Annotated in this window: 21 protein-coding genes; 4 read left to right on the top strand and 17 right to left on the bottom strand. The window is 69.1% G+C overall.

Going from position 1 to position 23,295, the window contains the following annotated elements:
- The 8 genes from D183_RS0105300 to D183_RS0105265 all read right to left on the bottom strand — a co-directional run.
- Window positions 1-296, bottom strand: a 296-nt coding sequence (locus tag D183_RS0105300; RefSeq protein ID WP_026144214.1) for an aldehyde dehydrogenase family protein, incomplete at its 3' end; no start/stop codon positions are given.
- Window positions 297-333: 37 nt separating this feature from the next.
- Window positions 334-1,101: a coniferyl-alcohol dehydrogenase gene (locus tag D183_RS0105295; protein ID WP_017908085.1), complete on the bottom strand. Its 768-nt coding sequence runs from the start codon at window positions 1,099-1,101 to the stop codon at window positions 334-336.
- Between the two features lie 27 nt (window positions 1,102-1,128).
- Window positions 1,129-2,148 (bottom strand): transporter, encoded by a 1,020-nt coding sequence (locus D183_RS0105290; protein ID WP_026144213.1) that lies wholly within the window; start codon window positions 2,146-2,148, stop codon window positions 1,129-1,131.
- Between the two features lie 175 nt (window positions 2,149-2,323).
- A complete protein-coding gene (locus D183_RS0105285; RefSeq protein WP_017908083.1) occupies window positions 2,324-2,800 on the bottom strand; it encodes a MarR family winged helix-turn-helix transcriptional regulator in 477 nt (158 codons plus the stop codon).
- A 138-nt stretch (window positions 2,801-2,938) separates the two neighbouring features.
- Window positions 2,939-4,261 (bottom strand): spinster family MFS transporter, encoded by a 1,323-nt coding sequence (locus tag D183_RS0105280; protein ID WP_017908082.1) that lies wholly within the window; start codon window positions 4,259-4,261, stop codon window positions 2,939-2,941.
- 14 nt (window positions 4,262-4,275) lie between these two features.
- Entirely contained in the window at window positions 4,276-5,682 is a 1,407-nt protein-coding gene (locus tag D183_RS0105275; RefSeq protein WP_232757217.1) for an alginate export family protein, read from the bottom strand.
- Between the two features lie 79 nt (window positions 5,683-5,761).
- Entirely contained in the window at window positions 5,762-7,627 is a 1,866-nt protein-coding gene (locus D183_RS0105270; protein WP_017908080.1) for a feruloyl-CoA synthase, read from the bottom strand.
- Window positions 7,628-7,709: 82 nt separating this feature from the next.
- Window positions 7,710-8,540: a p-hydroxycinnamoyl CoA hydratase/lyase gene (locus tag D183_RS0105265; protein ID WP_017908079.1), complete on the bottom strand. Its 831-nt coding sequence runs from the start codon at window positions 8,538-8,540 to the stop codon at window positions 7,710-7,712.
- 325 nt (window positions 8,541-8,865) lie between these two features.
- On the opposite strand from D183_RS0105265, the gene D183_RS0105260 reads away from it, so the two are divergent.
- The gene (locus D183_RS0105260) at window positions 8,866-9,183 is read left to right on the top strand and encodes a hypothetical protein (protein ID WP_017908078.1); all 318 of its coding nucleotides are present in this window, start codon (window positions 8,866-8,868) and stop codon (window positions 9,181-9,183) included.
- A 252-nt stretch (window positions 9,184-9,435) separates the two neighbouring features.
- On the opposite strand, the gene D183_RS0105255 is transcribed toward D183_RS0105260, so the two are convergent.
- From D183_RS0105255 to D183_RS0105240, 4 genes are all read right to left on the bottom strand, one after another.
- The gene (locus tag D183_RS0105255) at window positions 9,436-10,326 is read right to left on the bottom strand and encodes an alpha/beta hydrolase family protein (protein WP_017908077.1); all 891 of its coding nucleotides are present in this window, start codon (window positions 10,324-10,326) and stop codon (window positions 9,436-9,438) included.
- A gap of 2 nt (window positions 10,327-10,328) precedes the next feature.
- Window positions 10,329-11,429 carry a DUF3182 family protein gene (locus tag D183_RS0105250; protein ID WP_017908076.1) on the bottom strand — a complete coding sequence of 367 codons (1,101 nt, stop codon included), beginning with the start codon at window positions 11,427-11,429 and terminating at the stop codon, window positions 10,329-10,331.
- A gap of 37 nt (window positions 11,430-11,466) precedes the next feature.
- Complete coding sequence (locus D183_RS0105245; RefSeq protein WP_017908075.1) at window positions 11,467-11,670, bottom strand: hypothetical protein; 204 nt, start codon at window positions 11,668-11,670, stop codon at window positions 11,467-11,469.
- 234 nt (window positions 11,671-11,904) lie between these two features.
- Entirely contained in the window at window positions 11,905-12,336 is a 432-nt protein-coding gene (locus tag D183_RS0105240) for a hypothetical protein (protein ID WP_017908074.1), read from the bottom strand.
- A gap of 305 nt (window positions 12,337-12,641) precedes the next feature.
- On the opposite strand from D183_RS0105240, the gene D183_RS0105235 reads away from it, so the two are divergent.
- Window positions 12,642-14,264 carry a SulP family inorganic anion transporter gene (locus D183_RS0105235; protein WP_026144212.1) on the top strand — a complete coding sequence of 541 codons (1,623 nt, stop codon included), beginning with the start codon at window positions 12,642-12,644 and terminating at the stop codon, window positions 14,262-14,264.
- A 131-nt stretch (window positions 14,265-14,395) separates the two neighbouring features.
- Window positions 14,396-14,902 carry a cupin gene (locus D183_RS0105230; RefSeq protein ID WP_017908072.1) on the top strand — a complete coding sequence of 169 codons (507 nt, stop codon included), beginning with the start codon at window positions 14,396-14,398 and terminating at the stop codon, window positions 14,900-14,902.
- 18 nt (window positions 14,903-14,920) lie between these two features.
- On the opposite strand, the gene D183_RS0105225 is transcribed toward D183_RS0105230, so the two are convergent.
- Complete coding sequence (locus D183_RS0105225; RefSeq protein ID WP_026144211.1) at window positions 14,921-16,108, bottom strand: putative peptide maturation dehydrogenase; 1,188 nt, start codon at window positions 16,106-16,108, stop codon at window positions 14,921-14,923.
- A 173-nt stretch (window positions 16,109-16,281) separates the two neighbouring features.
- Here D183_RS0105225 and D183_RS0105220 point away from each other — a divergent pair, with 173 nt between their 5' ends.
- Window positions 16,282-16,605, top strand: a complete 324-nt coding sequence (locus D183_RS0105220) for an NHLP-related RiPP peptide (RefSeq protein WP_026144210.1) — start codon at window positions 16,282-16,284, stop codon at window positions 16,603-16,605.
- Here the strand turns inward: D183_RS0105220 and D183_RS0105215 are convergent.
- The 4 genes from D183_RS0105215 to aceB all read right to left on the bottom strand — a co-directional run.
- A complete protein-coding gene (locus D183_RS0105215) occupies window positions 16,557-19,184 on the bottom strand; it encodes a putative peptide modification system cyclase (RefSeq protein ID WP_017908069.1) in 2,628 nt (875 codons plus the stop codon). The two genes, D183_RS0105220 and D183_RS0105215, sit on opposite strands and share 49 nt — an antisense overlap.
- Window positions 19,185-19,212: 28 nt before the next feature.
- On the bottom strand, window positions 19,213-20,256 hold the full coding sequence (locus D183_RS0105210) for a GGDEF domain-containing protein (protein ID WP_017908068.1): 1,044 nt from the start codon (window positions 20,254-20,256) through the stop codon (window positions 19,213-19,215).
- Window positions 20,257-20,504: 248 nt separating this feature from the next.
- Window positions 20,505-21,800, bottom strand: a complete 1,296-nt coding sequence (gene aceA, locus D183_RS0105205; protein WP_017908067.1) for an isocitrate lyase — start codon at window positions 21,798-21,800, stop codon at window positions 20,505-20,507.
- Window positions 21,801-21,940: 140 nt separating this feature from the next.
- Window positions 21,941-23,295, bottom strand: a 1,355-nt coding sequence (aceB, locus tag D183_RS0105200; protein ID WP_017908066.1) for a malate synthase A, incomplete at its 5' end; no start/stop codon positions are given.

Raw genomic sequence — 23,295 nt, 5'->3', positions numbered from 1 at the left:
TCGCGGGCGATCAGCGCCGCGGCCGCGGCCGCATGCTGCTGCAATACCTGCGCTGCACGATGGAACACGGCCGCGCGCTCGCGCGGCGGCGTGGCCGCCCAGGCGCGTTGCGCCTCGCGCGCCTGCGCCACCGCCGCGGCCACGTCGGCGGCATTGGCCTGGCCGACGCGATGCAGCGGCGTGCCGCTGCCCGGTTCGATCACCTCGAGGACGCCGCCCTGGGCGGCGACCCACTCGCCGTTGAAGATGCGCTCGCTCCAGGTGGATGCGGCGGCCAGAGGTTCGGTGCTGTGCATGCTGTTTGCTCTCGTGGAAAGAGGAAGAAAGAGTGGTTCAGAGGGCGGTGGCGGCCAGGCCGCCATCCACCGGCAGGTTGACGCCGTTGATCCAGCGCGCCGCATCGGAGGCGAGGAACACCACCGCTTCGGCGACCTCGTCGGCATAGGCCGGGCGCTTCATCTTGCCGGCATCGGCCTGGACCCGCTCGGGCCCGAGCATGGTGACGAAATCGCCCAGGATCGGCGTTAACACCGGACCGGGCGCGACGCTGTTGACCCGCACCGAATGCGCGGCGAACCAGTCGCGCGAGCGCAGCAGCGTCCACACGATCAGCGCTTCCTTGAAGTACTGGTAGCAGGTCGCCTGCGGCACCGGATGCGCCGCCAGCCAATCGCTGCCGGCGGCGTAGCTGTCGGCGGCGGCCAGCTGCTTGTGCAGGTCCAGCCGCTGCGGCCACTCGGCGCCGAGGATGGAGGCGATGTTGATGATGCTGCCGCCGGGCACGATGCGCGGCAGCAACGCCTGGCTGAGGTGGCGCAGGCCCAGGTAGTTGACCTTCGCCACCACGTCCACTGGCGCGGTGCCGGGCACGCCGGCGATGTTGGCCAGCGCATCGATGCGCTCGGGCAGCTGCGCCACCAGCGCGTCGATCGAGGCCGGGTCGCCCAGATCGGCCTGGTGGAAGCCGTGCAGGGTCATGTTGACCGGCTGGCGGTCGATGCCGATCACGGTGGCGCCGTGGAAGCGCGCCAGGCGCGCGACCTCGGCGCCGATGCCGGAGGCTACGCCGGTGACGAGGATTGTCTTGTTGTGCAGGTTCATGGCAGCGCGTGTCCGTTGCGAAGTTGGTCAGAAGACGTGGATGTACTGGACGTTGACGTTGTGGCCGGAGGGCGCGTTCTTGACCTCCACCGGCATGTAGAAGTTGGCGTTGAAGATGTTCTTCTGGTCGATCCGCCAGGACAGGCCGGGGCCCAGGTAGAACTGGGTCTGCTTGCTGTCGGCGACGCGTTCGCCATTGGTGCGGTTGTCGCGCAACTGCTTGAGGTAGTAGCCGTTGATGCCCAGGTGCAGGTCCTTGACCACTTCCAGCGAACTGGCGAAGTTGAGCCAGGCGGCGTCGCCGGCCTGGCCGTTGCGGAACACGAAACCGTCGCCCTGCGGCACGTTGGAGGCCTTGTCGGCGCGGAAGTTGTAAATGTAGTTAAGCCGTCCGCTGATTTCCCAGCGCGGCGTCGGCAGGATGCTGAAGGCCCAGCTCGGCAGCACCGACCAGTAACCCGCGCCCTGGTTGACGTCGCGGTTGCGGTCGAACTTGCCGATCGGCGCCAGCACATCCAGTTCGAAGCGTTGCGAGAACACCGGGCGGCCATTGCGGATCACCGGTGCCATCTGCAGGTAGGGGCCGATGGTCAGGTCGCCCAGGCCGGCGCCGTTGTCGCGCAGCGCCACCGGGCTGTCGTACGCGAACGACGTATCCAGATCGACCAGCGCCGCCAGTGCGGTGATGCCGAGGGAGCCGCCGAACAGCTTGTAGTCGCTGAGGTAGGCCACCTGGGTCACCCACACCGAGGAGCCGATGTGCGGATCGCGGAACACCGGCACGTCGTCGCCGTGCGCGTCCTTGATCGCGTCGAAGTCGTAGCGGCGCAGGTACTGGATCGCGGTCCAGCCCGGGTTGGGCTTGCTGAAACCGTCGAAGAAGCTGGTGCCGCCGGTATTGATGCCGGTCGGCAAGGTGGCGCTCTGCGGCACCGATTGCGCGGCCGCCGGGGCGACCCAGGCGATGGCCAGCACGGCGAACAGAGACAGGCGCGCACGGGCACGCGGCGACGAGGGGACACGGTAGCGGACACGCTTCACGGGCAGGCACTCCAAGCGAAAGGGGAACGGCGGGGTGCGGGGGGACAGGAACGCGAACACGCATCGCGCGCAGGGCGCGACCACGCGGCGACGCACGCAGTCAGCGGGACGCTGGCGGCGGGTCGGGAATCAGCGAGAAAGAAGGGCGGACGGCAAGAACCAGCCGCGCCGCAGGGGGCCGCTACAGGCGGTCGAGCGCGTCCAGCCGGTCCAGCGCCTGCAGCAGCGCGCGTGCCGAGGTCGCGCCGAGCGCGGTGCCGAGCTGCTGCTCCATGCGCACTACTTCGGCTTCGGCCTGCGCCAGCAGCGCCGTGCCGGCGGCGGTCAGATGCAGATGCTGCATGCGCCGGTCCTGGCGCCCGCGCACCTGCCGCAGCAGTTTGCGCTTGACCAGGCGCGCGACCACGATCGCCAGGTTCGGCGGCGACACGCTCAGCACCTCGCCCAGCTGCCGCTGGTTGATGCCGGGATTGGCGTCCACCAGCACCAGCAGCGAATACTCCACCGGCTTCAGCTCGAAGGCGCGTACGCAGTCCTGGAACAGCCGCCGCACCTGCAGTTCGGTGCGGGTGATGCGGTAGCCGATCAGGCTGGTCAGGCGCCGCTGGTCCACGCTGTCCGCCGTGTGCGGATCGGCGGGCAACGCGCTGTTGGACATCTCGGGACTCGGTTTCGAACTCACTGCGCTTCCTGCATGGGGCGTCCTGCGGCCAGGTCACGGCGGCTGCGCACGCATCCGTCGGCGCCGGCCGGCGGTGCCGTCGCCATTGCATTGTAGGGGCATGGCCGCGCATGGTCACAACGCAGCGTCCACGCGCCGCAGCAGCGCCCGGTACGGCGCGGCGGCGGTCCACAGGCACAGCGCGCCCAGCAGCGCCGCACCCATGCACACCACGCCCAGCGACAGCCCGACCTGGCGCTCGTCGGCGAGTACGTGGTCGGTGCCCAGCGCCACCAGGTACGGCCCCAGGCCCAGACCGATCAGGTTGACCAGCAGCAGGTAGATCGAGGTGACCTGGCCGCGCAGGCGATTGGGGGTGACCGCCTGCAGGATCGCCGGCGCCAGCGCCACCGGCATGCCCAGCACGAACGTGGTCAGCGCGATCGCCGCCAGCGCCGGCCACGGCCCTGGTGCCACCGCGAACAGCGCACTGCTGATCACCAGCAGCACGGCGCCGACCAGCGAGATCTTCAGTGCCGCGTCGCGGCTGCCGCGCGCCGCCAGGCGGTCGGCCAGAAAGCCGCTGAACAGCATGCCGGCGATGCCGAAAGTGAGGATGATGATGCCGTAGGCCGGGCCGATCTCGCCCGGGGTCCACTGCCAGCGGCGGATGAAGGTGGCCGGCAACCAGGCGGTGATGCCGAAGGTGATCATCGCGATCACGCCGTTGGCCAGGAACAGCGCCACGTACACCCGCGCATTGTCGCGCAGGTGGCTCAGGTCCGGGCGCACGCTCGGCACCGCGGCGGCCTGCTCGCGCCGCGCCGGCTCGCGTACCGTGGCCATCAGCGCGATCACCGCCAACCCGGGCAGCGCGACCAGGATGAAGGCCGCCTGCCAGGGCCGGAAGCTGCCCAGCAGCGGCAGCACCACCGTGCTCTCCTTGCTGGTGGCCGCGATCACCAGGCCACCGACGATGAACGCCGCCGCCGAGCCGATGTAGACGCCGGAGGTGTACACGCTCATCGCCCGCGCGCGCTTTTCCGGCGGGAAGTAGTCGGCCAGCATCGAGTACGCCGCCGGCGACAGCGAGGCCTCGCCGACGCCGACGAACACCCGCGCCAGGAACAAGGTGAAGAAGCTGGTGACGTAGGCGCCGGCGGCGGTCGCCGCGATCCATACCACCACGCCGAGCACGATCAGGTTGCGACGGTTGCGGCGGTCGGCGACGCGGCCGAGCATCACCCCGATCAGCGTGTAGAACACCGCGAAGGCGAAGCCATGGACCAGGCTGAAGGCCGAGTCGGACAGCTGCAGGTCGCGCTTGATCGGCTGCACCAGCAATCCGAGGATCTGCCGGTCGACGAAGGACAGCGTGTAGGCCAGCAACAGCACGATGGTGACGTACCACGCATACAGCGGGCGGTACGGCGCAGACGATGGCAGCGGATCGCGCATGGAAAGGCTCCGGCTCAGAAGCGCAGGGTCAGGAAGGGGGCGATGTAGAAGTAGTCGCGGCCGCGCACCGGTCCCTCGCGCAGGAACGGCCCGGCCTGGGTGTAGTGGGCGTACACGTCCAGGCTGGCGAAGGCGTTGAAGCGATACTTCACCCACAGCACCGAGCGCGTGCCGATGTCGCGCGCGTCGTTGGCGTCGCCCGGCTGCAGCACCCGCCAGCCGGCCGCGTACACGCCGTCGTGCAGGCTCTGCCGCTGCAGCTTGAGCACGTACATGTCGATCCACAGCCGCTCGCTGGGACGCAGCACCAGTTCCGGGCCGATGGCGCGCACGTTGCTGCTGATCATGCTGCCGTCGAACACCGAGGCGCGCGCGTACAGGCCATTGAAGGTGTTCAGTTCGCCATCGCGCGGATCGCGGTCGCCGGAAGACACCTCCATGCGCCAGCCCAGGCGCGGCGTCCACGTCGTCGTGGCGAAGGTATAGCCGCCGAACAGCGTGCCCTGCCAGGCGCGCACGCGCTGGCCGGCGAAATGGCCGCGCTGGCCGATCAGCTCCAAGTCGTAGTCCCAGCCCTGCACCGCGCCGCTCAGGCGCGTGGACAAGGTGTGCCGATGCTCCTCGCCGACCACCCCGCCATAGCGACGCCCGTCCTGCACGGTGTCCAGGTACAGCGTCTCCAGCAGCGCCGCCTTCGGCTGGCTGGGCGACAGCGGCACTTCGGCGTGCGCGCCCCACAGGCGCTGGTCGCGGTTGCTGCGGTCGTCGAAGCTGCCGGTGCGGGTCAGCACCGGGCGTCCCCACAGCAGGCCGCCGCTCCAGCGCGGCTGCCGGGTCAGCAGCCGCACCGCATCGAACGGCATGCGCGAGTTGGCCGGATCGCGCGGGTCGAGCAGGCGCTGCCAGGCGTAGGCGATCTGCTGGCGGCCGGCGCGCAGGCGCCAGGCCGGCGCCTTCTGCCCGTCGGACAGTTCGACGAAGCCCTGCGCCAGGTCCAGCGGGTTGCGGTCGGTGGCCTGCACCGGCCGCGTCTGCAGGCCGGCGACGCGGCTGTCGGCCAGTTCCCCGAACAGGCGCACATAGGCCGAGGGCCGGTAGTCGGCCCACAAGCGCAGCCGCTGCTGCGCATAGCCGTGCGGATCGGTGGCGAAGCGGCCGAAGCCGGCGTGCTCGCGGTAGTCGTACAGCGTGCGGCTCTCGCCGCCGAGGCTGAGCCAGCCGTCGCCGAGCGGGAGGTACTTCCACTTCTCCCAGCCCTGGCGCGGACGCTCGGCCAGCGCCGAATAGTCTTCCTGATCGGCCAGCAGCTTGCCCTGCGGGCCGTTGGGTTCGGCATCGGCCTGGGCGCAGCCGACGCTGCACAACATTGCCAGGCACACGGTACGGGGCGCACGCCGCGCGCGCGCAAGAGGCACAGTCATCGATTCCCTCCCAAGTCTCGAAGCCAGTGGTGCGAAGAAGCGCGATCCGGCTATCCGGTGGCGCGGTCGGGCGGTCCGGTCATGACGGCGGCGCCGCGACCGCGCCCGGCGCGGTACCGGCATACAACTGCTCGACCAACGCCGCGCGCGCGCGCAGCACGTTGCGCTGGTTGATCGACCCCTTGTCGGTGATTTCGCCGGCCTCCAGGCTCGGCGGCTGCTCCAGCCACGCCGCGCGCGCGACATGACTGGCGCTGCCAGTGGCGCTGCGGTTGAGCGTGTCGAGCAACCGCTGCAGCCAGTCGCGCACCGGCGGCGCCTGCAGCACCTGCGCCGTCTCGGCCTGCGCCGGCAGACCGGACAGCGCCTGCAACGCGTCCAGCCGCGGGAACAGCAGCAGGCCGATGGCGTCGCGGTCGGCACCGGTGACCACCACGTCCTGCACGTACGCAGCACCTTCCATCAGCACCCGCGTGCGCAACGGGCCGACGCTGACGAACACGCCGGAAGACAGCTTGAAGTCCTCGGCCAGGCGGCCGTCGAACAACAGGCCGCGCTCGGGATGCTGCGGATCGATCGGCTTGAGCGCGTCGCCGGAGCGGTAGAAGCCTTCCTCGTCGAAGGCCTCGGCGGTCTGCTGCGGCGCGTTCCAGTAACCCGGCATCACGTGCGGCCCGCGGAAGCGTGCTTCCAGCTTGTCGCCGACCGGCACCAGCTTGACCTCGCAGCCCGGCGCCGGCACGCCGACGTCGCCGGGGGTATTGCTGGTGCCGTGGGTGAAGGTGCACGACGGCGCGCACTCGGTCATGCCGAGGCCGGCGAGCATGCGGATGCGCTCGCCGCAGTGCGCCTCGGCGATGCGCTCCAGGCGATCCCAGACTTCCTGCGACAGCGCCGCGGCGGCGAAGAAGAACATGCGCATGCGCGACAGGAAGGTCTCGCGCAGCGCCGCATCCTGTTCCAGCGCCTGCGCCAGCTGTTCCCAGCCGCGCGGCACGCTCAGGTACACGGTGGGCGCGATCTCGCGCAGGTTGCGCAAGGTCTGCTCGAACAGCGCCGGGGTCGGCTTGCCGTCGTCCAGATAGAAGCTGCCGCCGTTGTACAGCGCGATGCCGATGTTGTGGCTGCCGCCGAAGGTGTGGTTCCACGGCAGCCAGTCGACCAGCACCGGCGTCTCGCCAAGCACCGGGAAGGTCTGCAGCAGCATTTGCTGGTTCGCGCACAGCATGCGCTGGGTGGTGATCACCGCCTTGGGCAGCAGGGTGGAGCCGGAGGTGAACAGGAACTTGGCGATGCTGTCCGGGCCGCAGGCGGCGAAGGCGGCATCGGCGGCGTCCAGCGCGCGCGGCGCCAGCAGTTCCTCGAAGCGCAGGCAGGCGCGATCGCGCAGGGTGCCGCGCACGCACACCGCCGGTACATCGGTGGGGAACACGGCAGCGATCGCCGGGGCGAACGCCTCGCCGTCGCTGGCGAACAGCAGGCCTGGGCGCAGCACCTCGGCCACATGCCGCAGCTTGGCGAAATCGCGCGACAGCAACGCATAGCCCGGCGACACCGGGCAGTACGGGATGCCGGCGTACATCGCCGCGAACGCGAGCTGCAGGTGCTCCAGGTCGTTGCCGGACAGGATCGCCAGCGGCCGTTGTGCCGACAGGCCCATGTCCAGCAGATGCGCGGCGATGCGGCGGGTGCGCTCGAGCATCTGCGCGTAGCTCAGGCGCCGCCACTGCCCGGCGTCGTCGCGCTGCGCCACGAAGGTGGCATCGGGGGTGTGCAGCGCCCAGTGCTGCAGGCGCTGCAGCAGGTGCCTGGGCAGCGGCGCCAGCGGTTCGCGCGCGCGCAGGCGCAGCACGCCGTCGGCATCGCGGTGGACCTCGGTATCCGCGTGGCTCAGTCCGACAGGACGGTAGCGCGCGGCGGTGGCAACGGACTCAGCGGCATTCATCGGAACCATCCGGGGGAGAGAGACGGCACGGCGTGCGGCAACGCCGCCGCGGCCCCCGCGGGGCCGCAGGCGACGCGACGGGTCAGCGCTTGTAGGTCTGCAGACCGGGCTTGATGGTTTTGTCGTCCAGGAATTGCTTCAGGCCCTGTTGCCGGCCCTTCTCGGGATCGCGGTGATTGGACTGGTCGACCTTGGCGTACAGGTAGTCCTCGTTCTGCTCCCAGGTCAGCTCGCGGCAGCGCTTGAAGCCGTGCTTGGCGAAGCGCAGCACCACCGGGTTTTTCTGCTGCAGTTCCTGCGCCAGCTTGGTCACTTCCTCTCGCAGCTGCGCGCGCGGCACGCTGGCGTTGACCAGGCCCATCTGCGCCGCCTCGGTGCCGGTGAAGGTGCGCCCGGTCATGATGTAGAGCATGGCGTTGCGGTGACCCATGGTGTCGGCGACGGCCTTGCTGACCAGGTTGCCCGGGGGGATGCCCCAGTTGATCTCCGACAACCCGAACACCGCTTCGTCCGCGGCGATGGCCAGGTCGCAGGCGACCAGCGGCGAGAACGCGCCACCGAAACACCAGCCGTTGACCGCGGCGATGGTCGGCTTGCTGTAGAAACGCAGCAGACGCCACTGCCACTGCGAGCAGTCGCGGCGCATGCGCTCCTGCACGATCTCTTCCTTGCCGTCGGTCTCGCGGAAGTATTCCTTCAGGTCCATGCCGGCCGACCAGGATTCGCCGGCGCCGGTCAGCACCAGCACCTCGGCGCTGCTGTCCAGCTCCAGCGTCTCCAGCACGTCGATCATTTCGCGATTGAGGGTGGGACTCATCGCGTTGCGCTTGTCCGGACGGTTCAGGGTGACCCAGGCGATGCCTGCGTCGATCTCGACCTGGACGGTCTGCCAGCGGTCTTGGTAGCTGCTCATGGATAGGCCTGCATGGGGAGGGGGGAGAGAGCGGATCACTTAGGACTGATAATAGTTATAGATCATCATTATTTCGGCGCAAGCTGCAGTGCAGCATGGCGGGCGGCGCTGTGGCGGGGCATGGCGGCACGCCCATGGGCGGGGTGACAGCAACCGCGATACGGATTGCTTGGACTCGCGAAGGGAGCAAGCCATCCCAGGACCTTGGATCCGCCGCCACGTCGCCTCGAGTCTTCACGCCCGGTAAACGCAATGCTCACAGGGGACGTTCAGTCCCGGGTTAGCATCCAGCCCACAGGGGTTCCGTCGACACCGGGGTGATGTGATGCACACCGTCTCCGCGCTTGACCAACCGACCCACGCTCGCGTCAGCATCGATCTGGACGCCGAGATGGCGTACTGGCAGCAGGCCCATGCCGAGGGCCGTCTCGGCCGCCAGGGCTTCGCCGACTACGCGCAACTGCTGAAGATCGGTTATGACGTGTACCTGGCCTACCCGCGCGCCAACGAGGCGCAGCTGTACCGCGTGCTGCAGGACGCTTATCACCAGTGCGCGCCGATGCTGTCGGTGCCGTGGGACGAGGCGCGCTGGCTGGTGCGGCATGCCTGGCAGCACCTGGCGCATTCGGGGCGTTGTCACTGAGGAGCGCCTCGCGCAGCGGGGCATCTCGTCGTTGCCCGCGTAGGATCGGCTTCAGCCGCGACGGGCGTTACCGAGAATGCCTGTCGCGGCGCACGCTGCTGCTACGCTGCGTCTTCGGTCGCGATGGAAGGCGCCCCCGAGGCGCCGTCTCCCGGCGCAGCGGCGACAACCGGATAGCAGCCCATCGCGCGCTCGGCACACCGCGGCGTGCGCCGCGTGTTGCTGTTGCACGCATCCGGCACCGCATGCGCCTCAACGCGACGAAGCGGGTGGCGAGGCGCTGTGCTCCTTCGCTTCCAGGCGCCCATGGAACGCGTTCGATCCCTTGCCGGGCGCCGTCGCCGCCTCGCCCTCGCTGCGCTTGAGGCGCTGCTTGCGCTGTTCGACCACGCGGCTGGCCAGGGCCACGCGGCGCCCGATCACCATGTCGGTCAGCCAGTCGATCAGGTGGCGCGTATAGGCGGCCTGGTGCGCCTTCTCGGTCAGCGCGTGATCGGCGCCGGCGATCATGCGCGTGGTCAGCGAGCGCGCGTTGGAGAACGCTGCCGCGTAGTTGTGCAGCACCTGGCCCGGCACGATGGTGTCGCGTTCGGCCTCCACCAGCAGCACATCGCCGCGATAGCGCTGGCAGGCCGCCAGGGCGCGGTTGTCCGCCGGCGTCACCACGCGGTTGCGGTAGGGCATCAGATCGGGATCGCGGTTCAGCGCGACTTTCGGACCATCCCAGTGCGCGTCCTTGTACAGCGCCGGCGAGCGCAGGGCCAGCCACTCCACCGCCCGCTCAAGCGTGAGCAACGCGGCCAGGTAGCCGCCGTAGCTCAGCCCCACAACCGCGATCGCGTCCGGATCCACGTGCGGCGACGCCGCCAGGCGATCGTAGGCGGCCTTGATGTCGTCCAGGTTCTGCGCGCGCGTCACCGTCTCGCGCATCGTGGCCAGGCCTTCGTGGCCACGCAGGTCGAAGGTCAGGCACACGCAACCCAGGCCGGCCGCCTCGCGCGCGCGCACCAGGTTGTGATGCTGATTGCCACCCCAGCCGTGCACGAACAGCACGCCGGGCAGGCGGCTGGTCGGAGTCAGCAAGGTGCCGCTGAGCGCCGCGCCGTCGACCGGGATGTCGATGCTGGAAAGTTCGGCTTCCATGGTCAGGTCACGCTGCGCATGTAGCGGTACTTGGTCAGCAGACCGGTGCGCGGCTCTTCGCCCACGTAGTACACCTGCGCCCCGGCCGGCGGCGGCGGATGCGCGCCATAGCGCTCGACGGTGGCGGCGACCACGCGTTGCAGCGTCGGCGACTGCTGGAACGCAGCGACCGCGGCCAGTTCCGCCGGCGTGGCGCCGCCGACGCGCCAGGACTGCTCAAGGACGCCGCAGGCGATGCTGCCATCGGCAAGCAGCCCCTCGATCACGTCGTAGTTGCGGCGCGACGCATAGAAGCCCGGATAGGCCGCAGCCACCAGCCGGTCGTAGTCGCGTGCCTTCAGCACCGCGGTGCGCTGGCGCGGCGGCAACGGCTGCTCCAGCAGTGTGTCGAGGGTGCCGCGGATCACCTGCAGTTCCGAGCCGCCGTACGCCTCGCGGCCGCTGCCATCGCGAGTGACCGACTGCGTGCCGCAGTAGGCGATGGTCACGCCGGCGCAGTGGGTTTCGCCGACGCTGAAGGTGGTCGGCTGCTGCAGGTGCCGTTCCAGCACCACCCCATGCTCCCGCAACGCGTGCGCGGGCAGTGTCGCCAGCGCCGCATCCAGCGCCTGCGCGTCGCCCAGCAGCACCTGCCCGAGCCCACCGACGCCGTGCGGCAGCTTCAGCCGCACCGGGCCGCCGTCGCACAAGCGCGCGTACGCGCGTCGGGCATCGGCAGCGCTGAAGGCGGCGTAGCCCGGCAGCGTGGCGGACGCCAGTGCCGCACCCAGGTCGGGCTGCCACCCGTCAGGTGACTGCGCATTGCTCTCGATCAGCGGATGGCTGATCGCCTTGGTGGCGACGAAGGCGTACGGCACCACACCGCCCAGCAGATCGGCCGCCGCGTGCACGCCGATCTGCTCGGCCTGCGCGGTGGTCAGGGTGTCGTCGGGCACGCAGAACGCACCCGCACCGGCGGCACAGTGCTCGTCGTGCACGGGCAGGTGCATCAGCCGCCCCACTTCGGCGACCACCCAGGCATGCGTGGCTGCCTCGTGGCCCCCGGACACGGTCTCCCGCACCTGGCAGGCGCGGACATTGGCATGCACGGTGGATCGGGCCATGCGGAACGCTCCGTGCGGATCGGAAAGACGCGCTGCCTCAGCCATGGGCGTACCACTGCAGCAGCAACACGGCGGCCACGGCCAGCGCCAGCAGCGCGGCAATCACGCGCAGCCAGCGGCTGCCGCGCAGTTGCCGCCACCAGGCAGCGGCTTCGGACGTGCCGCTGGCATCGCGCGCGCGTCGATGCTGGTGCGCGGACGCGGAAGGAGGGGCCGCAGAGTGGCGGTCGTCGTGACGCATGGCGCAAGGCTGTCGCGCGGGCTGTCGCATGGGGGTGAACGCGATGTGGTGCGTGTGTCATCGCGCGAAAACAAGGGCCGGCCGCGTCCGGTCAACCGCGTCATCGCGTCGGCGATGCGCTTCGCGCTTGCGGTAAAGACGACTCAGTGCGAGCACACAGCCAGTGCGAGCAATAGCGTCATCACGGTCGATCGTCAGCGCAGCAGCGCACGAACGCTGTGGTCGACACCGTGCTCAGGCCGCAGCCGTCGCCGTGGCATGGTGGGTGGGCAAGCGGGCATCGATCCGGTGCTTGCCGGCCAGCGCCTGCATGCCCTGCAAGGTGGCCTGCACCGCGCTGGCATAGCCGCTGCGCCACAAGTCGGCGCGCGACTGCCGCGATGCCGCCGCATTCAGTGCCAGTGCGAAGGCCTGCACGCGCGGATCGGCCAGCGCGGCGCGCTCCAGGAAGGGCTGCTCCGGGGCGATGACGTCGACCGGGGCCAGCCAGGTGTCGGCGACCAGTTCGGCCACGCCGGCGCGGTGCGAGAGCTGGTGCATGGCAGTGAGCGTCTCGTGCAGCATTTCCAGGCACGCCCATTGCCACAGCGCGGCCTTGTACTGCGGGTCGGCCTGGTCCAGGGCGGACAAGGCGCCATCGACATGATCGATGCGAAGATCCTGCATGGCCGACTCCACGATACGGCATTGCGATCGGCACATTCTGCGCGGCGAAAGTGAGCGCAACGTGAGTCGTGCGGCGGCAGCGACAGCGGCAGCGTACAGGCGGTCACAGCGGGCGCGGCGGCAGCCATCGCGTATACTGGCCGCGCGCCTGCTCGCGCCGCTCTCTCACTACGCGCTTCCCATGACGCCACCCTGACACCCGCAGCTTGCATCGGCCCGCCTCGACGGCAGGCCGCAAGTTGTTGGTTTTCCATTGCATACAGCGAGCGCTGCCCTGCGACAGGGCGGTGTCGGGAGCGTTTACCTTGAAATTTTCCTCTTCCCTGCGCCAGTCCTGGTGCGGCAATCTCCGTGGCGACGTGCTCGCCGGCCTGGTCGTGGCATTGGCGCTGATTCCCGAGGCGATCGCGTTCTCGATCATCGCCGGCGTCGATCCCAAAATCGGCCTCTATGCCGCCTTCTGCATCTGCGTGACCATCGCCTTCGCCGGCGGGCGCCCCGGCATGATTTCCGCCGCCACCGGCGCGATGGCGCTGCTGATGATCGGCCTGGTCAAAGAGCACGGCGTGCCCTATCTGCTCGCGGCCACGCTGCTGACCGGCGTGCTGCAGATCCTGGCCGGGCTGTTCAAGCTCGGCGCGCTGATGCGCTTCGTCTCGCGCTCGGTGATCACCGGCTTCGTCAATGCGCTGGCGATCCTGATCTTCATGGCACAACTGCCCGAACTGATCGGCGTGCCCGTCCCGGTCTACCCGCTGGTCGCGCTGGGTCTGCTGCTGATCTACGGCCTGCCCTGGCTGTCGCGGCGCAGCTTTCCCGGCATCGGCCTGTGGTTGCTGGTGCTGGGCGCCGCCTTGACCGCAGGCAGCATGGCGCCGTGGATGCTGCTGCCGGTCGCCGTGGGTGGCACCGCGGCGCTGCTGTTAGGGCACCGCTGGACGCGCGGCCTGGCCGTGCCGCCGCCGTTGGTGGCGATCGTGCTGCTGACCGGGCTGGCACTGTACTTCGGCATCCACGTGCCCACCGTCGGCGACAAGGGACAACTGCCCGATCGCCTCCCCAGCCTGCTGCTGCCGGCCGTGCCGTGGACGCTGGAAACGCTGCGGATCGTGTTCCCGGTCGCGGCGACGATGGCCGTGGTCGGCCTGCTCGAGTCGATGATGACCGCACAGATCGTCGACGACATGACCGACACGCCCAGCGACAAGAACCGCGAATGCGTGGGCCAGGGCGTGGCCAACATCGTCAGCGGCCTGTTCGGCGGCATGGCCGGCTGCGCGATGATCGGGCAATCGGTGATCAACGTGAAGTCCGGCGGGCGCGGCCGCCTGTCCGCGCTGGTCGCCGGCAGCGTGCTGTTGCTGCTGGTGGTGTTCGCCGGCGCCTGGGTGCGGCAGATCCCGATGGCCGCGCTGGTGGCGGTGATGATCATGGTCTCGGTCGGCACGTTCAGCTGGCGTTCGCTGGCGCAGTTGAGCACCCACCCGGCCAGTTCCAGCGTGGTGATGCTCGGCACCGTCGCGGTGACCGTGGCCACCCACGACCTCGCGCGCGGCGTGCTCACCGGCGTGCTGCTGTCGGCGCTGTTCTTCGCGCGCAAGGTCGGGCGCATGCTGCACATCGCGCACAGCGAGGACGCCGATGGCGGCCACACCTACCGCATCCGCGGCCAACTGTTCTTCGCCTCGGCCGGCGGCTTCGCCGGCGCCTTCGACTTCGCCCACGCGCCGGCGCGGGTCACCCTGGACCTGAGCGACGCGCACGTCTGGGACATCAGCGCCATCGGCGCGCTGGACCAGGTGGTGATGAAATTCCGCCGCCACGGCGCGCAGGTCCAGGTGCTGGGACTGAACCCGGACAGTGCGGCGATGGTCGGGCGGCTGGGCAGGCACCAGCGCGACGATGTGGAAAGCGTTTCACTGCATTGAGGCCCGGCCGGGACGATCGTGGCGGCACGGCGCAGCGCGCGGTCACGCCGCACGCCGTCCCGCGTGCCGACATGGCGACGACATCGGCCGATTAGCATCGAACTGCTAACGGCCATGCAGGAGATCCGCCGATGTCACTGGACCACTGGCAACTGCCGCCACACGGTTGGGTGCCCAACCATCCGTTCCTGCCGGTGCTGCACTACCGGCAGTGCGTCGGCACCCTCGACGCCGACGGCTTCGAACGCCGCTTCGCCGCGCACGGCTGGCCGCCGCAATGGCGCGACGGCATCTACGACTACCACCACTACCACTCCACCGCGCACGAGGTGCTGGGCGTCGCCCGCGGCAACGCCCGTGTGCTGCTCGGCGGCCCGGGCGGTATCGAGATCACGCTCGCGGCCGGCGACGCCCTGCTGCTGCCGGCCGGCACCGGCCATTGCCGGCTGTCGGCCAGCGCCGACTTCATGGTCGTCGGCGCCTATCCCGACGGGCAGGATTGGGATATCTGCCGGGAAGCGCCTACGGCCGATATGCTGCAACGGATCGCCAATGTGCCTTTTCCAAGCAGCGATCCATTGCTCGGGGCGGAGGGGCCGTTGCTGAAGCATTGGAAGAGACCTGTCGACGTCGACTGACTGCGTCGTCGCACGGGATCATGCTTGCCTCGAAGTCGGCCCCGCCGCCCAGACATCGCACGCCGGATCGAACTCGGTCGTCGCTGCGTGCTCGGAGCGCCAGCCGAAGCCGCAGATCGCCATGACGCTCTGGCGCATCGGATCCAGGTCCAGCGCCTTGCCGAGATCGACATCATTGATGGCAGAGGTGACGAACGCGCCCAACCCCAGATCCGTGGCCGAGAAGTAGAGCGCCTGTGAGATGTGGCCGACGTCCAGGGTCAGCGCGCGATAGGCCTTGGCATGCTGGCGATACTTCCAGAACGTCCGGTTGAATCGCGGTGCCAGCAGGACCATCACGTGAGCGCCGGCGAACCAATGCTGCCCGGCCAGCGCCACCCTCGCGAAAGTATCGATGTCCGGTCCCGGGCACGGCAGCTGCGTTAACGCGTGATCCACAGGGTGGTAGTGGTACAGGCCGGGTTCGATTCCTTCCACCCGGCGTATCAGCAGGTAGGCTTCGGTCGGGTGCAGACCGCCGGCGGACGGCACGTTCTTCTTCAGGAACACCGTGTCGTCCTGGACCTTCAGCGTCGCCCGCGCCATCAGCACGCGCTGCAACATCCGCAGGAACAGCGCATTCGGCAGCATGCGCGCAACGTCGTAGTTGCGGCAGGTGACGCGACGCGCAAGCATGGCTTCGAACGCGCCGTCGTCCAGCCGCGGCAGCGGAATCCTGGCGAGACTGGAATCGACCTCCTGCACTTCGGGCGGTGGCGCCCCCAGCTTGCGGCGCAGATCGGGGGCGGACACCATGCCGTTGCGCTCCATCGCGGTCACCCCATCGATGCCCTGCCAACGGCTCGCCCAGTGCGCCACGGCGGCGGCCGGCCACCAATGCGCGGACCGCAATGCCTCGTCGCGTTCGCGAAACGCCGCAGAACCTGCGTCGTCGCCGATCAGCAGGCCGCGCTTGAGCGCCCGCTCGATCGCATCATCGGCATGGTCAACCAGTTGTGCGCGCTCGACCCATTCCGTTGGACTGACCTGGCCGAGCAACGGCAGGGCGACCGCGTCGAGTTCGAGCTCACTATCCAGATGCGGCGCCAGGGCGACCCAGGCCAGCCGGCGACGCAATCCGGCACCACCACGAAGCAGGCTGGTCATGTCGAACGCCACATGTTCCCGCGCCTCGACGAACAGTACTGCGCAACGCCTCACGCGCATGAATCCCTCGTTTCCGCCCTGCGTAAGTGCTGCATCGATTGGCCACGTTGGAGAAATGCTGGACTGCTAGGATACCGTCGCGGACCCGATCGCTGCTGGCAGCGCCCGAGGCAACCGCACCGCCGCCATGCGTACATCGCATGTCCACTAATATCGAAACAGGGGACTACACCATGACCGATCAGCCGCAGGGGCATCCGCCCTTCGATCTCGCCACCGCCCAGCAATTGCTCACGCTTCTGTCCACCGACGACGACTTCCGCGCGCTGTTCGCGCAGGATCCGGGCGCGGCGCTGCGTAGTTTGGGCCTTTCCGAGCAACGCGTCGCCGCCGCGCTGGAGGAGCCGACCTGCCTGTGCACGTCGGACCTGGCGAGCAAGGAAGAAATCCAAGAAGCCCTGGAGTTGCTGCTGGCCTACCTCACCGCCGAGGGTACGCACACGGTCGTTCACTGTTTCGAGGCGGGTTCCGTCGTCGCCAGCCTGACCGCCAGATAGTTCGGTAGCGCTTGTCCCGCCCAGGCGCGTCGGAAGGTTTCCGCCTTCTGCCGCGCCTGGTCGGTCTGGCCAAGGCTGGCCAGGATTTCCGTGGTACTCACCACCGCCAGGTTCGCGTCGGCGACATTCATCGCTTGCAGCACCAGCCCACCGATCGGTTCGATGTACGCCAGCCCGCGACGCGCGACCAGCCAGTCGTTTTCGGCCATGGCCTGCTTCTTCTCGCCGGCCGCGAGCAAGGCATCGCGCAGACTGACGTGAAGCTGGTACGGCTCCCTGCCATCGATCTGCTCGCGTAACAGAGCGACCGCACGCGCGGGAGTTCCGCTGTCGACGAGCTGTTGCGCCTGCAGCAAGGACAGCAGCTTGGTCATCGGCGGAAAGCCCGACTCCGCGACCAGGGACGCGAGCTGCGTGGCGTGCGCGTCATACAACGTTCGGTCGCCGCTGCGCTGCGCCAGGCGGATCGCCGACATCGCCACGATGATCAGGTCGTCGCGATCGCCGGCGTCACCGTGGACCGCGCGCTCCAGCGCTTCGCCGGCGATTCGCGCCAACAAGGCCCTGTCCACCGTCCGCGGATCGGTAACGAAGGCGACCGCCTGCTGCGCGATCTGCAAGGGATAGCGAATCACCGGCTCCGCATCCGCCGACGCCGCTACGGCGGCCCGCGCGGCGGCGGCGGCATCGCCCAAGCGGCCCTGGTCCAGCGGAATGGAAATCTGTTCGAAGCGGTCGGTCAATGCCGAGCCCGATGCCGCCAGCGCCGCCATGATCCTGCCAGCCGCCGGATAGTCTTTCATCGCCGCGAACGCCGCAGCATGGCGCCGGGTCGCCGGATAGCCGCCAAGTTCCTCGGCCTGCTTGAAGGCGTTCAGCGCGTCGCCATACCGGCCCTGCGCCAGGTAGATGCGACCCTGCAGTTCCACCGCCACGTCGCGCAGCGGATTCTGCGGCACCGCGAACTTCTGCACGCTATGCTCGGCTGAAGCGTAATTGCCCTCGGTGAACTCGTCCCACGCGAACTGCGCCGCGCCGGCGTAGTAGTCCGGATACAGTTCCGACAGCATCTTCCACTTCTGCTTGGCCTGCCGCCACGGATGCGGGCCGAGTTCGCTCGCCCAGGCGTCCAGGTACAACGCATCGCGCTCGGAAAGATGGTCGCGCAGGGCCATGGCCTTGGCCAGGTACTGCAGCGCCGCGCGATTGTTGGCAGTGGAGATCTCGACTCGCATCGACCCCATGTAGGCCAGCGCGAAGTCCTTGTCGATCTCCGCGGCCTTGGCGAAGTACTGATCGGCGGTCCGGAAGTCGCGCCGGGTGAAGTACTTCATCGCGATCGCATAGGCCTTCAGGGCGTCCAGGCTGCTGGTGGTGACGCTCGGCAGCGGAGGCGAATTCTTCCTGATGACGTCCTCGCCTTCGCCCAGCTGCTCGCGCAGCGATGCGGTGACCGCGTCGATCGACGCCAGCACCGAGCCGGCGCCACGGCCGTCGCGGGACTCGGCATAGACGGTCGCCTGCGTCCGCGGATCGACCACCTCGGCGCTCACCCGCACCCGCCCGCCGACCTCCGACACCGTGGCCAGCAGCACGGCGCGCGCGCCGTCGCGCTGCGCGATCTCCGATGCTGTGGCGCGATCGAGCGGCGTGTGCTCCGGATCGCGGCGCATCCGCGTGAGCGTGTCGCGCACCTTCAGATCACTGAGCACATTGACGTAGCGCGACTGCTCCAGGCTGATGCGGAAGGCCTGCTGCAGGGAGTCGTCCAGTGCGACGTCGCCGGTCAGATTGCGCAAATCCCCCACCACCACCCAGTCGCGTTCGGCGAAGGCGATGGCCGGCTGCGGGCGGGTGACGAACCAGGCGCCGACGGCGAACGCGGCGATCAGCGCCGCTTCCGCCGCCAGCGCCGCCGGCCGCCGCCACAGCGGGATGTCGCGCCAGGCCTTGGGCGTGGGCTTGGGCGCGCGCAGCGGGGTGTGGCCGATCTCGCCGACTTCGTAGATCTCCAGCGGGGTCGGCACACCCTTGAAGCGCCAGCGGCCGTGCGATTTCCACAGCAGGCGCTCGCCGCGTTCGCCCAGCTCGCGCGCGGCGCGGTGGGTCAGCGACTCGGCCACCGCCGACAGCAGGATCTGCCCGGGCCTGGCCAGGGTCATCAGCCGCGCCGCGGTCGGCTTGGCCAGGCCTTCCACCTCCAACGGCTTGGCGCCCACCTGCACGGCGGCGTCGCTGTTGCGCCAGGTCAGCACTTCGCCCACGTGCAGGCCGGCGCGCACCTTCAGGTCGAGCGCGCGCGACGTGCCCAGCGCGTGCAGGCCGCGGCTGTAGTCCAGGGCGAAACCAAGGCCGTCGATGGGTCGTTCGAACAGCAACAGCAGGCCATCGGAGCGGTCGATCAGGCGGCCGCGCCAGCGCTGCTGCAGTTCCAGCACCAGCGAGTCGTGCCGCTTGAACAGCTCGGCGGCGTTGGCGTCGCCGAGCTTTTCCACCAGCGCCACCGAGTCGCACAGGTCGGTCAGCAGCAGGGTACGAAGCTGCGGGACCTCGGGCTGTGGTGCGGTGGCATCGGTCATGGCGGCGGCTCGGCAGGGACGCGGTGACTCAGCAGGGGGCGGAGGCGAGGTCGTGCCAGTACAGCCGGTTGCCGCCCTGGCGCTTGGCTTCGTACAGCGCCGCGTCGGCGTTGGCGTACCAGTCGTTCCAGTCCGAATGCGGATCGACCCGGCTGATGCCGATGCTGACCGGGCAGATGTGCGGCGCGGGGTGCGGCACGCCCAGCAGGTTCTGCACGGTGGCGAGCACGAACTCGCCGATGCGGCGCAGGTCCTCGACCGTGCCGGCGGCCACCAGCAGGCAGAACTCGTCGCCGCCCAGGCGGCACGCCGTGTCGTCCGGCCCGGCCACCGAGCGCAGGATGTTGGCGACGTTCTGCAGCACGCGATCGCCGACCAGGTGGCCGTGGGCGTCGTTGATGTGCTTGAAGCGGTCGCAGTCGATCAGCAGCAGGCCCGGGCCGGGCGAGCGGCCATCGCGGCGACACTCCTGCAGGCGCAGGATCAGTCCGCGGCGGTTGTGCAGGCCGGTCAGTTCGTCGGTCCGCACCAGTTCCTCGGTCTGGCTGAGCTGGTGGGTGGTGGCGTAGAGGTTGTCCAGCGCCGCTTCCAGGTCGCGGTTGCGCCGGCGCAGCTGACGGATGAGGGTCTGCTCGTTCATCACCACGCGCATGATCGTGCGGCGCAGGAAGTAGGCGACCACGCCCGGGTCGCGCTCGACCAGGCGCTGGAAGTCGTCGTGGTCCAGTTCCACCAGGGCGCCGTCGCTGGCGGCGAGCGCGTCGGCGCTGCGCATGTGGTTGCCGATCAGCAGGCCCAGCTCGCCGAAGAACTCGCCATGGCCGAGGTGCTTGACCACCAGGTCCTCGCCGAAATCCAGATCGATCACGCCGCTGGTGATCACGAACATCGCGCTGCCGCCGTCGCCACGGCGGAACAGCACATCGCCGGCGCGCACCGTCCGGGCGCGACCGAACTCGGAAAACAGACGCAATTCTGCGGCGGTCAGCACCGCCAGCTCGTTCGGCTTCGGAGCGACCGCAGCGTTGGAAATTGTGCCGCGTGCGGTGGATGCGGCGCTGTCGCAGCTCATCCGGCCCCCTAATGTGACGTCGCTGGCCCTGTCCGTGGAGCATAGCACCTACACGCCGCGCTCACGATACGTTTCACAGGCAATCTCGCCCCTGCAAGAGACCTCGCAAGCCGCCGCTGCGGCGATCTGTCGCACGCCGTAGACAGCGCCGTTCCGCCGACGGCAGCGCATGAAAAAAAGCCCGGGCGAACCCGGGCTTCCCACCTCCTGCCAGGGAGGGGCGATTGATCGGCGCGCCTGGCTGCAGGTCAGGCCGCTTTCTCGCCATGGAACTGCTCTTCCTCGGTCGAGCCCTTCAGCGCGGTGGTCGAGGACTGACCCTGCTGGATTGCCTGGGTCACCGCATCGAAGTAGCCGGTGCCGACCTCGCGCTGGTGCTTGACCGCGGTGAAGCCGCGGTCGGCGGCGGCGAACTCGGCCTCCTGCAGTTCGACGAAGGCGCTCATCTGCCGGCGCGCGTAGCCGTGCGCCAGGTTGAACATCGAGTAGTTCAGCGCATGGAAGCCGGCCAGGGTGATGAACTGGAACTTGTAGCCGTAGCTGGCGATCTCGCGCTGGAACTTGGCGATGGTGGCGTCGTCCAGGTTCTTCTTCCAGTTGAAGCTGGGCGAGCAGTTGTAGGCCAGCAGCTTGCCGGGGAACTTGGCGTGGATGGCCTCGGCGAACTTGCGCGCGAACTCCAGGTCCGGCTTGCCGGTCTCGCACCAGATCAGGTCGGCGTAGGGCGCGTACGCCAGGCCGCGGCTGATCGCCTGGTCCAGGCCCTTGTGGGTGCGGAAGAAGCCCTCGACCGTGCGCTCGCCGGTGGTGAACGGGCGATCGTTGGGGTCGATGTCGCTGGTCACCAGGTCGGCGGCCTCGGCATCGGTGCGCGCCACCAGCAGCGTCGGCACGCCCATCACGTCGGCGGCCAGGCGCGCGGCGTTCAACTTCTCGATCGCCTCGCGGGTCGGCACCAGCACCTTGCCGCCCATGTGTCCGCACTTCTTCACCGAGGCCAACTGGTCCTCGAAGTGCACGCCGGCCGCGCCGGCCTCGATCATCGCCTTCATCAGCTCGAAGGCATTGAGCACGCCGCCGAAGCCGGCCTCTGCATCGGCCACGATCGGCTGCAGGAAGTCGATCTCGTCCTTGCCCTCTGCGTGGTGCAACTGGTCGGCGCGCAGCAGGGTGTTGTTGATGCGCTTGACCACCGCCGGCACCGAGTCGGCCGGGTACAGCGACTGGTCCGGGTACATCTGCCCGGCCAGGTTGGCGTCGGCGGCGACCTGCCAGCCGGACAGGTAGATGGCGTTGAGCCCGGCCTTGACCTGCTGCATCGCCTGGTTGCCGGTCAGCGCGCCCAGCGCGTTGACGAAATCCTTTTCGTGCAGGTATTTCCACAGCTTCTCAGCGCCGAGCCGGGCCAGCGAATGCTCCACGTGCACCGTGCCGCGCAGGCGCACCACGTCGGCGGCGGTGTAGTTGCGGGTGATCCCGGCCCAGCGCGGATCGGTGTCCCAGTCGCGCTGGATCTGTTCGGCGGTCTGCAGCGTGGTGCTCATCTGGCGTTCTCCTCGAAAAAATGGATGCAGCGATGAAACGGTGGGGGTGTGCCGGATAACGAGCTTGGAAGGCTCGGCAGGGATCAGACGCAGGGACATCGCTCTCACGATTCCCCATTCCCGACTCCCCACTCCCGGCTTCAATCAATCAACTGATAGGCCGGCAAGGTGAGGAAGTCGGCCAACTCCTCGTCGCGGGTAAGGCGGTCGAGCAGCGCGATGGCCTCGTCCACGCGCGCCCCGCCCGGCAGCAGCGCGCGCTCGCCCAGCCGTGCCGGCAACTGCCGCAGGCAGGCGTCGAACAGGGCGAAGTCGATGGCGGTGCCGTCGTCCAGGTGCAGGCCGCCCACGTGCAGCCACTGCCACAGCTGGCTGCGGCTGATCTCGGCGGTAGCGGCGTCCTCCATCAGGTGGTGGATCGGCACGCAGCCGTTGCCGTCCAGCCACGCCGCCAGGTAGCGCACGCACACTTCGATGTTGCCCTCGAAGCCGGCGCGGGTGATGGTGCCGGTGGACGGGGCGATCAGCGTGTCGCGGTCGGCCTGCACGTCATCGCGGCGCACCGCGTGCTGGTTCGGCGTGCGCATGTGTTCGTCGAACACCGCACGGGCGATCGGGATCAGCGCCGGGTGCGCCACCCAGGTGCCGTCGTGGCCGGCGGTGACTTCACGCAGCTTGTCCGCGCGCACCCGCGCCATCGCCTGCTCGTTGGCCGCCTCGTCGTGGCCGATCGGAATCTGCGCGGCCATGCCGCCCATCGCATGCGCGCCGCGGCGGTGGCAGGTGCGGATCAGCAGTTCCGAGTAGGCCTTCAGGAACGGCTGGGTCATGGTCACCTGGCCGCGCTCGGGCAGCACCCGGTCCGGATGCCGGCGGAAGGTCTTCAGGTAGGAAAAGATGTAGTCCCAGCGGCCGCAGTTCAGGCCAACGATGCGACCGCGCAGCGCATGCAGGATCTCGTCCATCTCGAACACCGCCGGCAGCGTCTCGATCAGCACGGTGACCTTGATCTGGCCCTGCGGCAGGCCGAGCATATCCTCGATGTGGGCCAGCGCGGTCTCCCACAGTGCCGCTTCCTCCATCGACTGCAGCTTGGGCAGGTACAGGTACGGACCGCGGTCCTTGGCCTGCAGCGCGCGGCCGTTGTGGAAGGCGAACAGCGCCGCATCGAACAGGCCGCCGGCCAGCGGCTGGCCATCGACCAGCACGTGCTTCTCGTCCAGGTGCCAGCCGCGCGGGCGCACGATCAGCACCGCCTGCTCCTCGTAGGGCCGCAACGTATAGCGCTTGCCCGGGCTGCCGTCGCGCGCGGCCGGCGCGGTGAAGGTCAGCGTCCCGGCCACCGCCTCGGCCAGCGCGCGCTGGCCGGCGACCAGGTTGCGCCAGGTCGGCGCGGTCGAATCCTCGAAGTCCGCCATGTACACCTTGGCGCCGGAGTTCAGCGCGTTGATGACCATCTTCGGATCGGTCGGGCCGGTGATCTCGACCCGGCGGT

This window comes from Xanthomonas sp. SHU 199 (genome assembly GCF_000364665.1).
GTDB classification, from domain to species: Bacteria; Pseudomonadota; Gammaproteobacteria; order Xanthomonadales; family Xanthomonadaceae; genus Xanthomonas_A; species Xanthomonas_A sontii.
The sequence above is the reverse complement of the archived record's forward strand: the minus strand, read 5'-3'. Positions and strand labels throughout refer to the sequence as shown.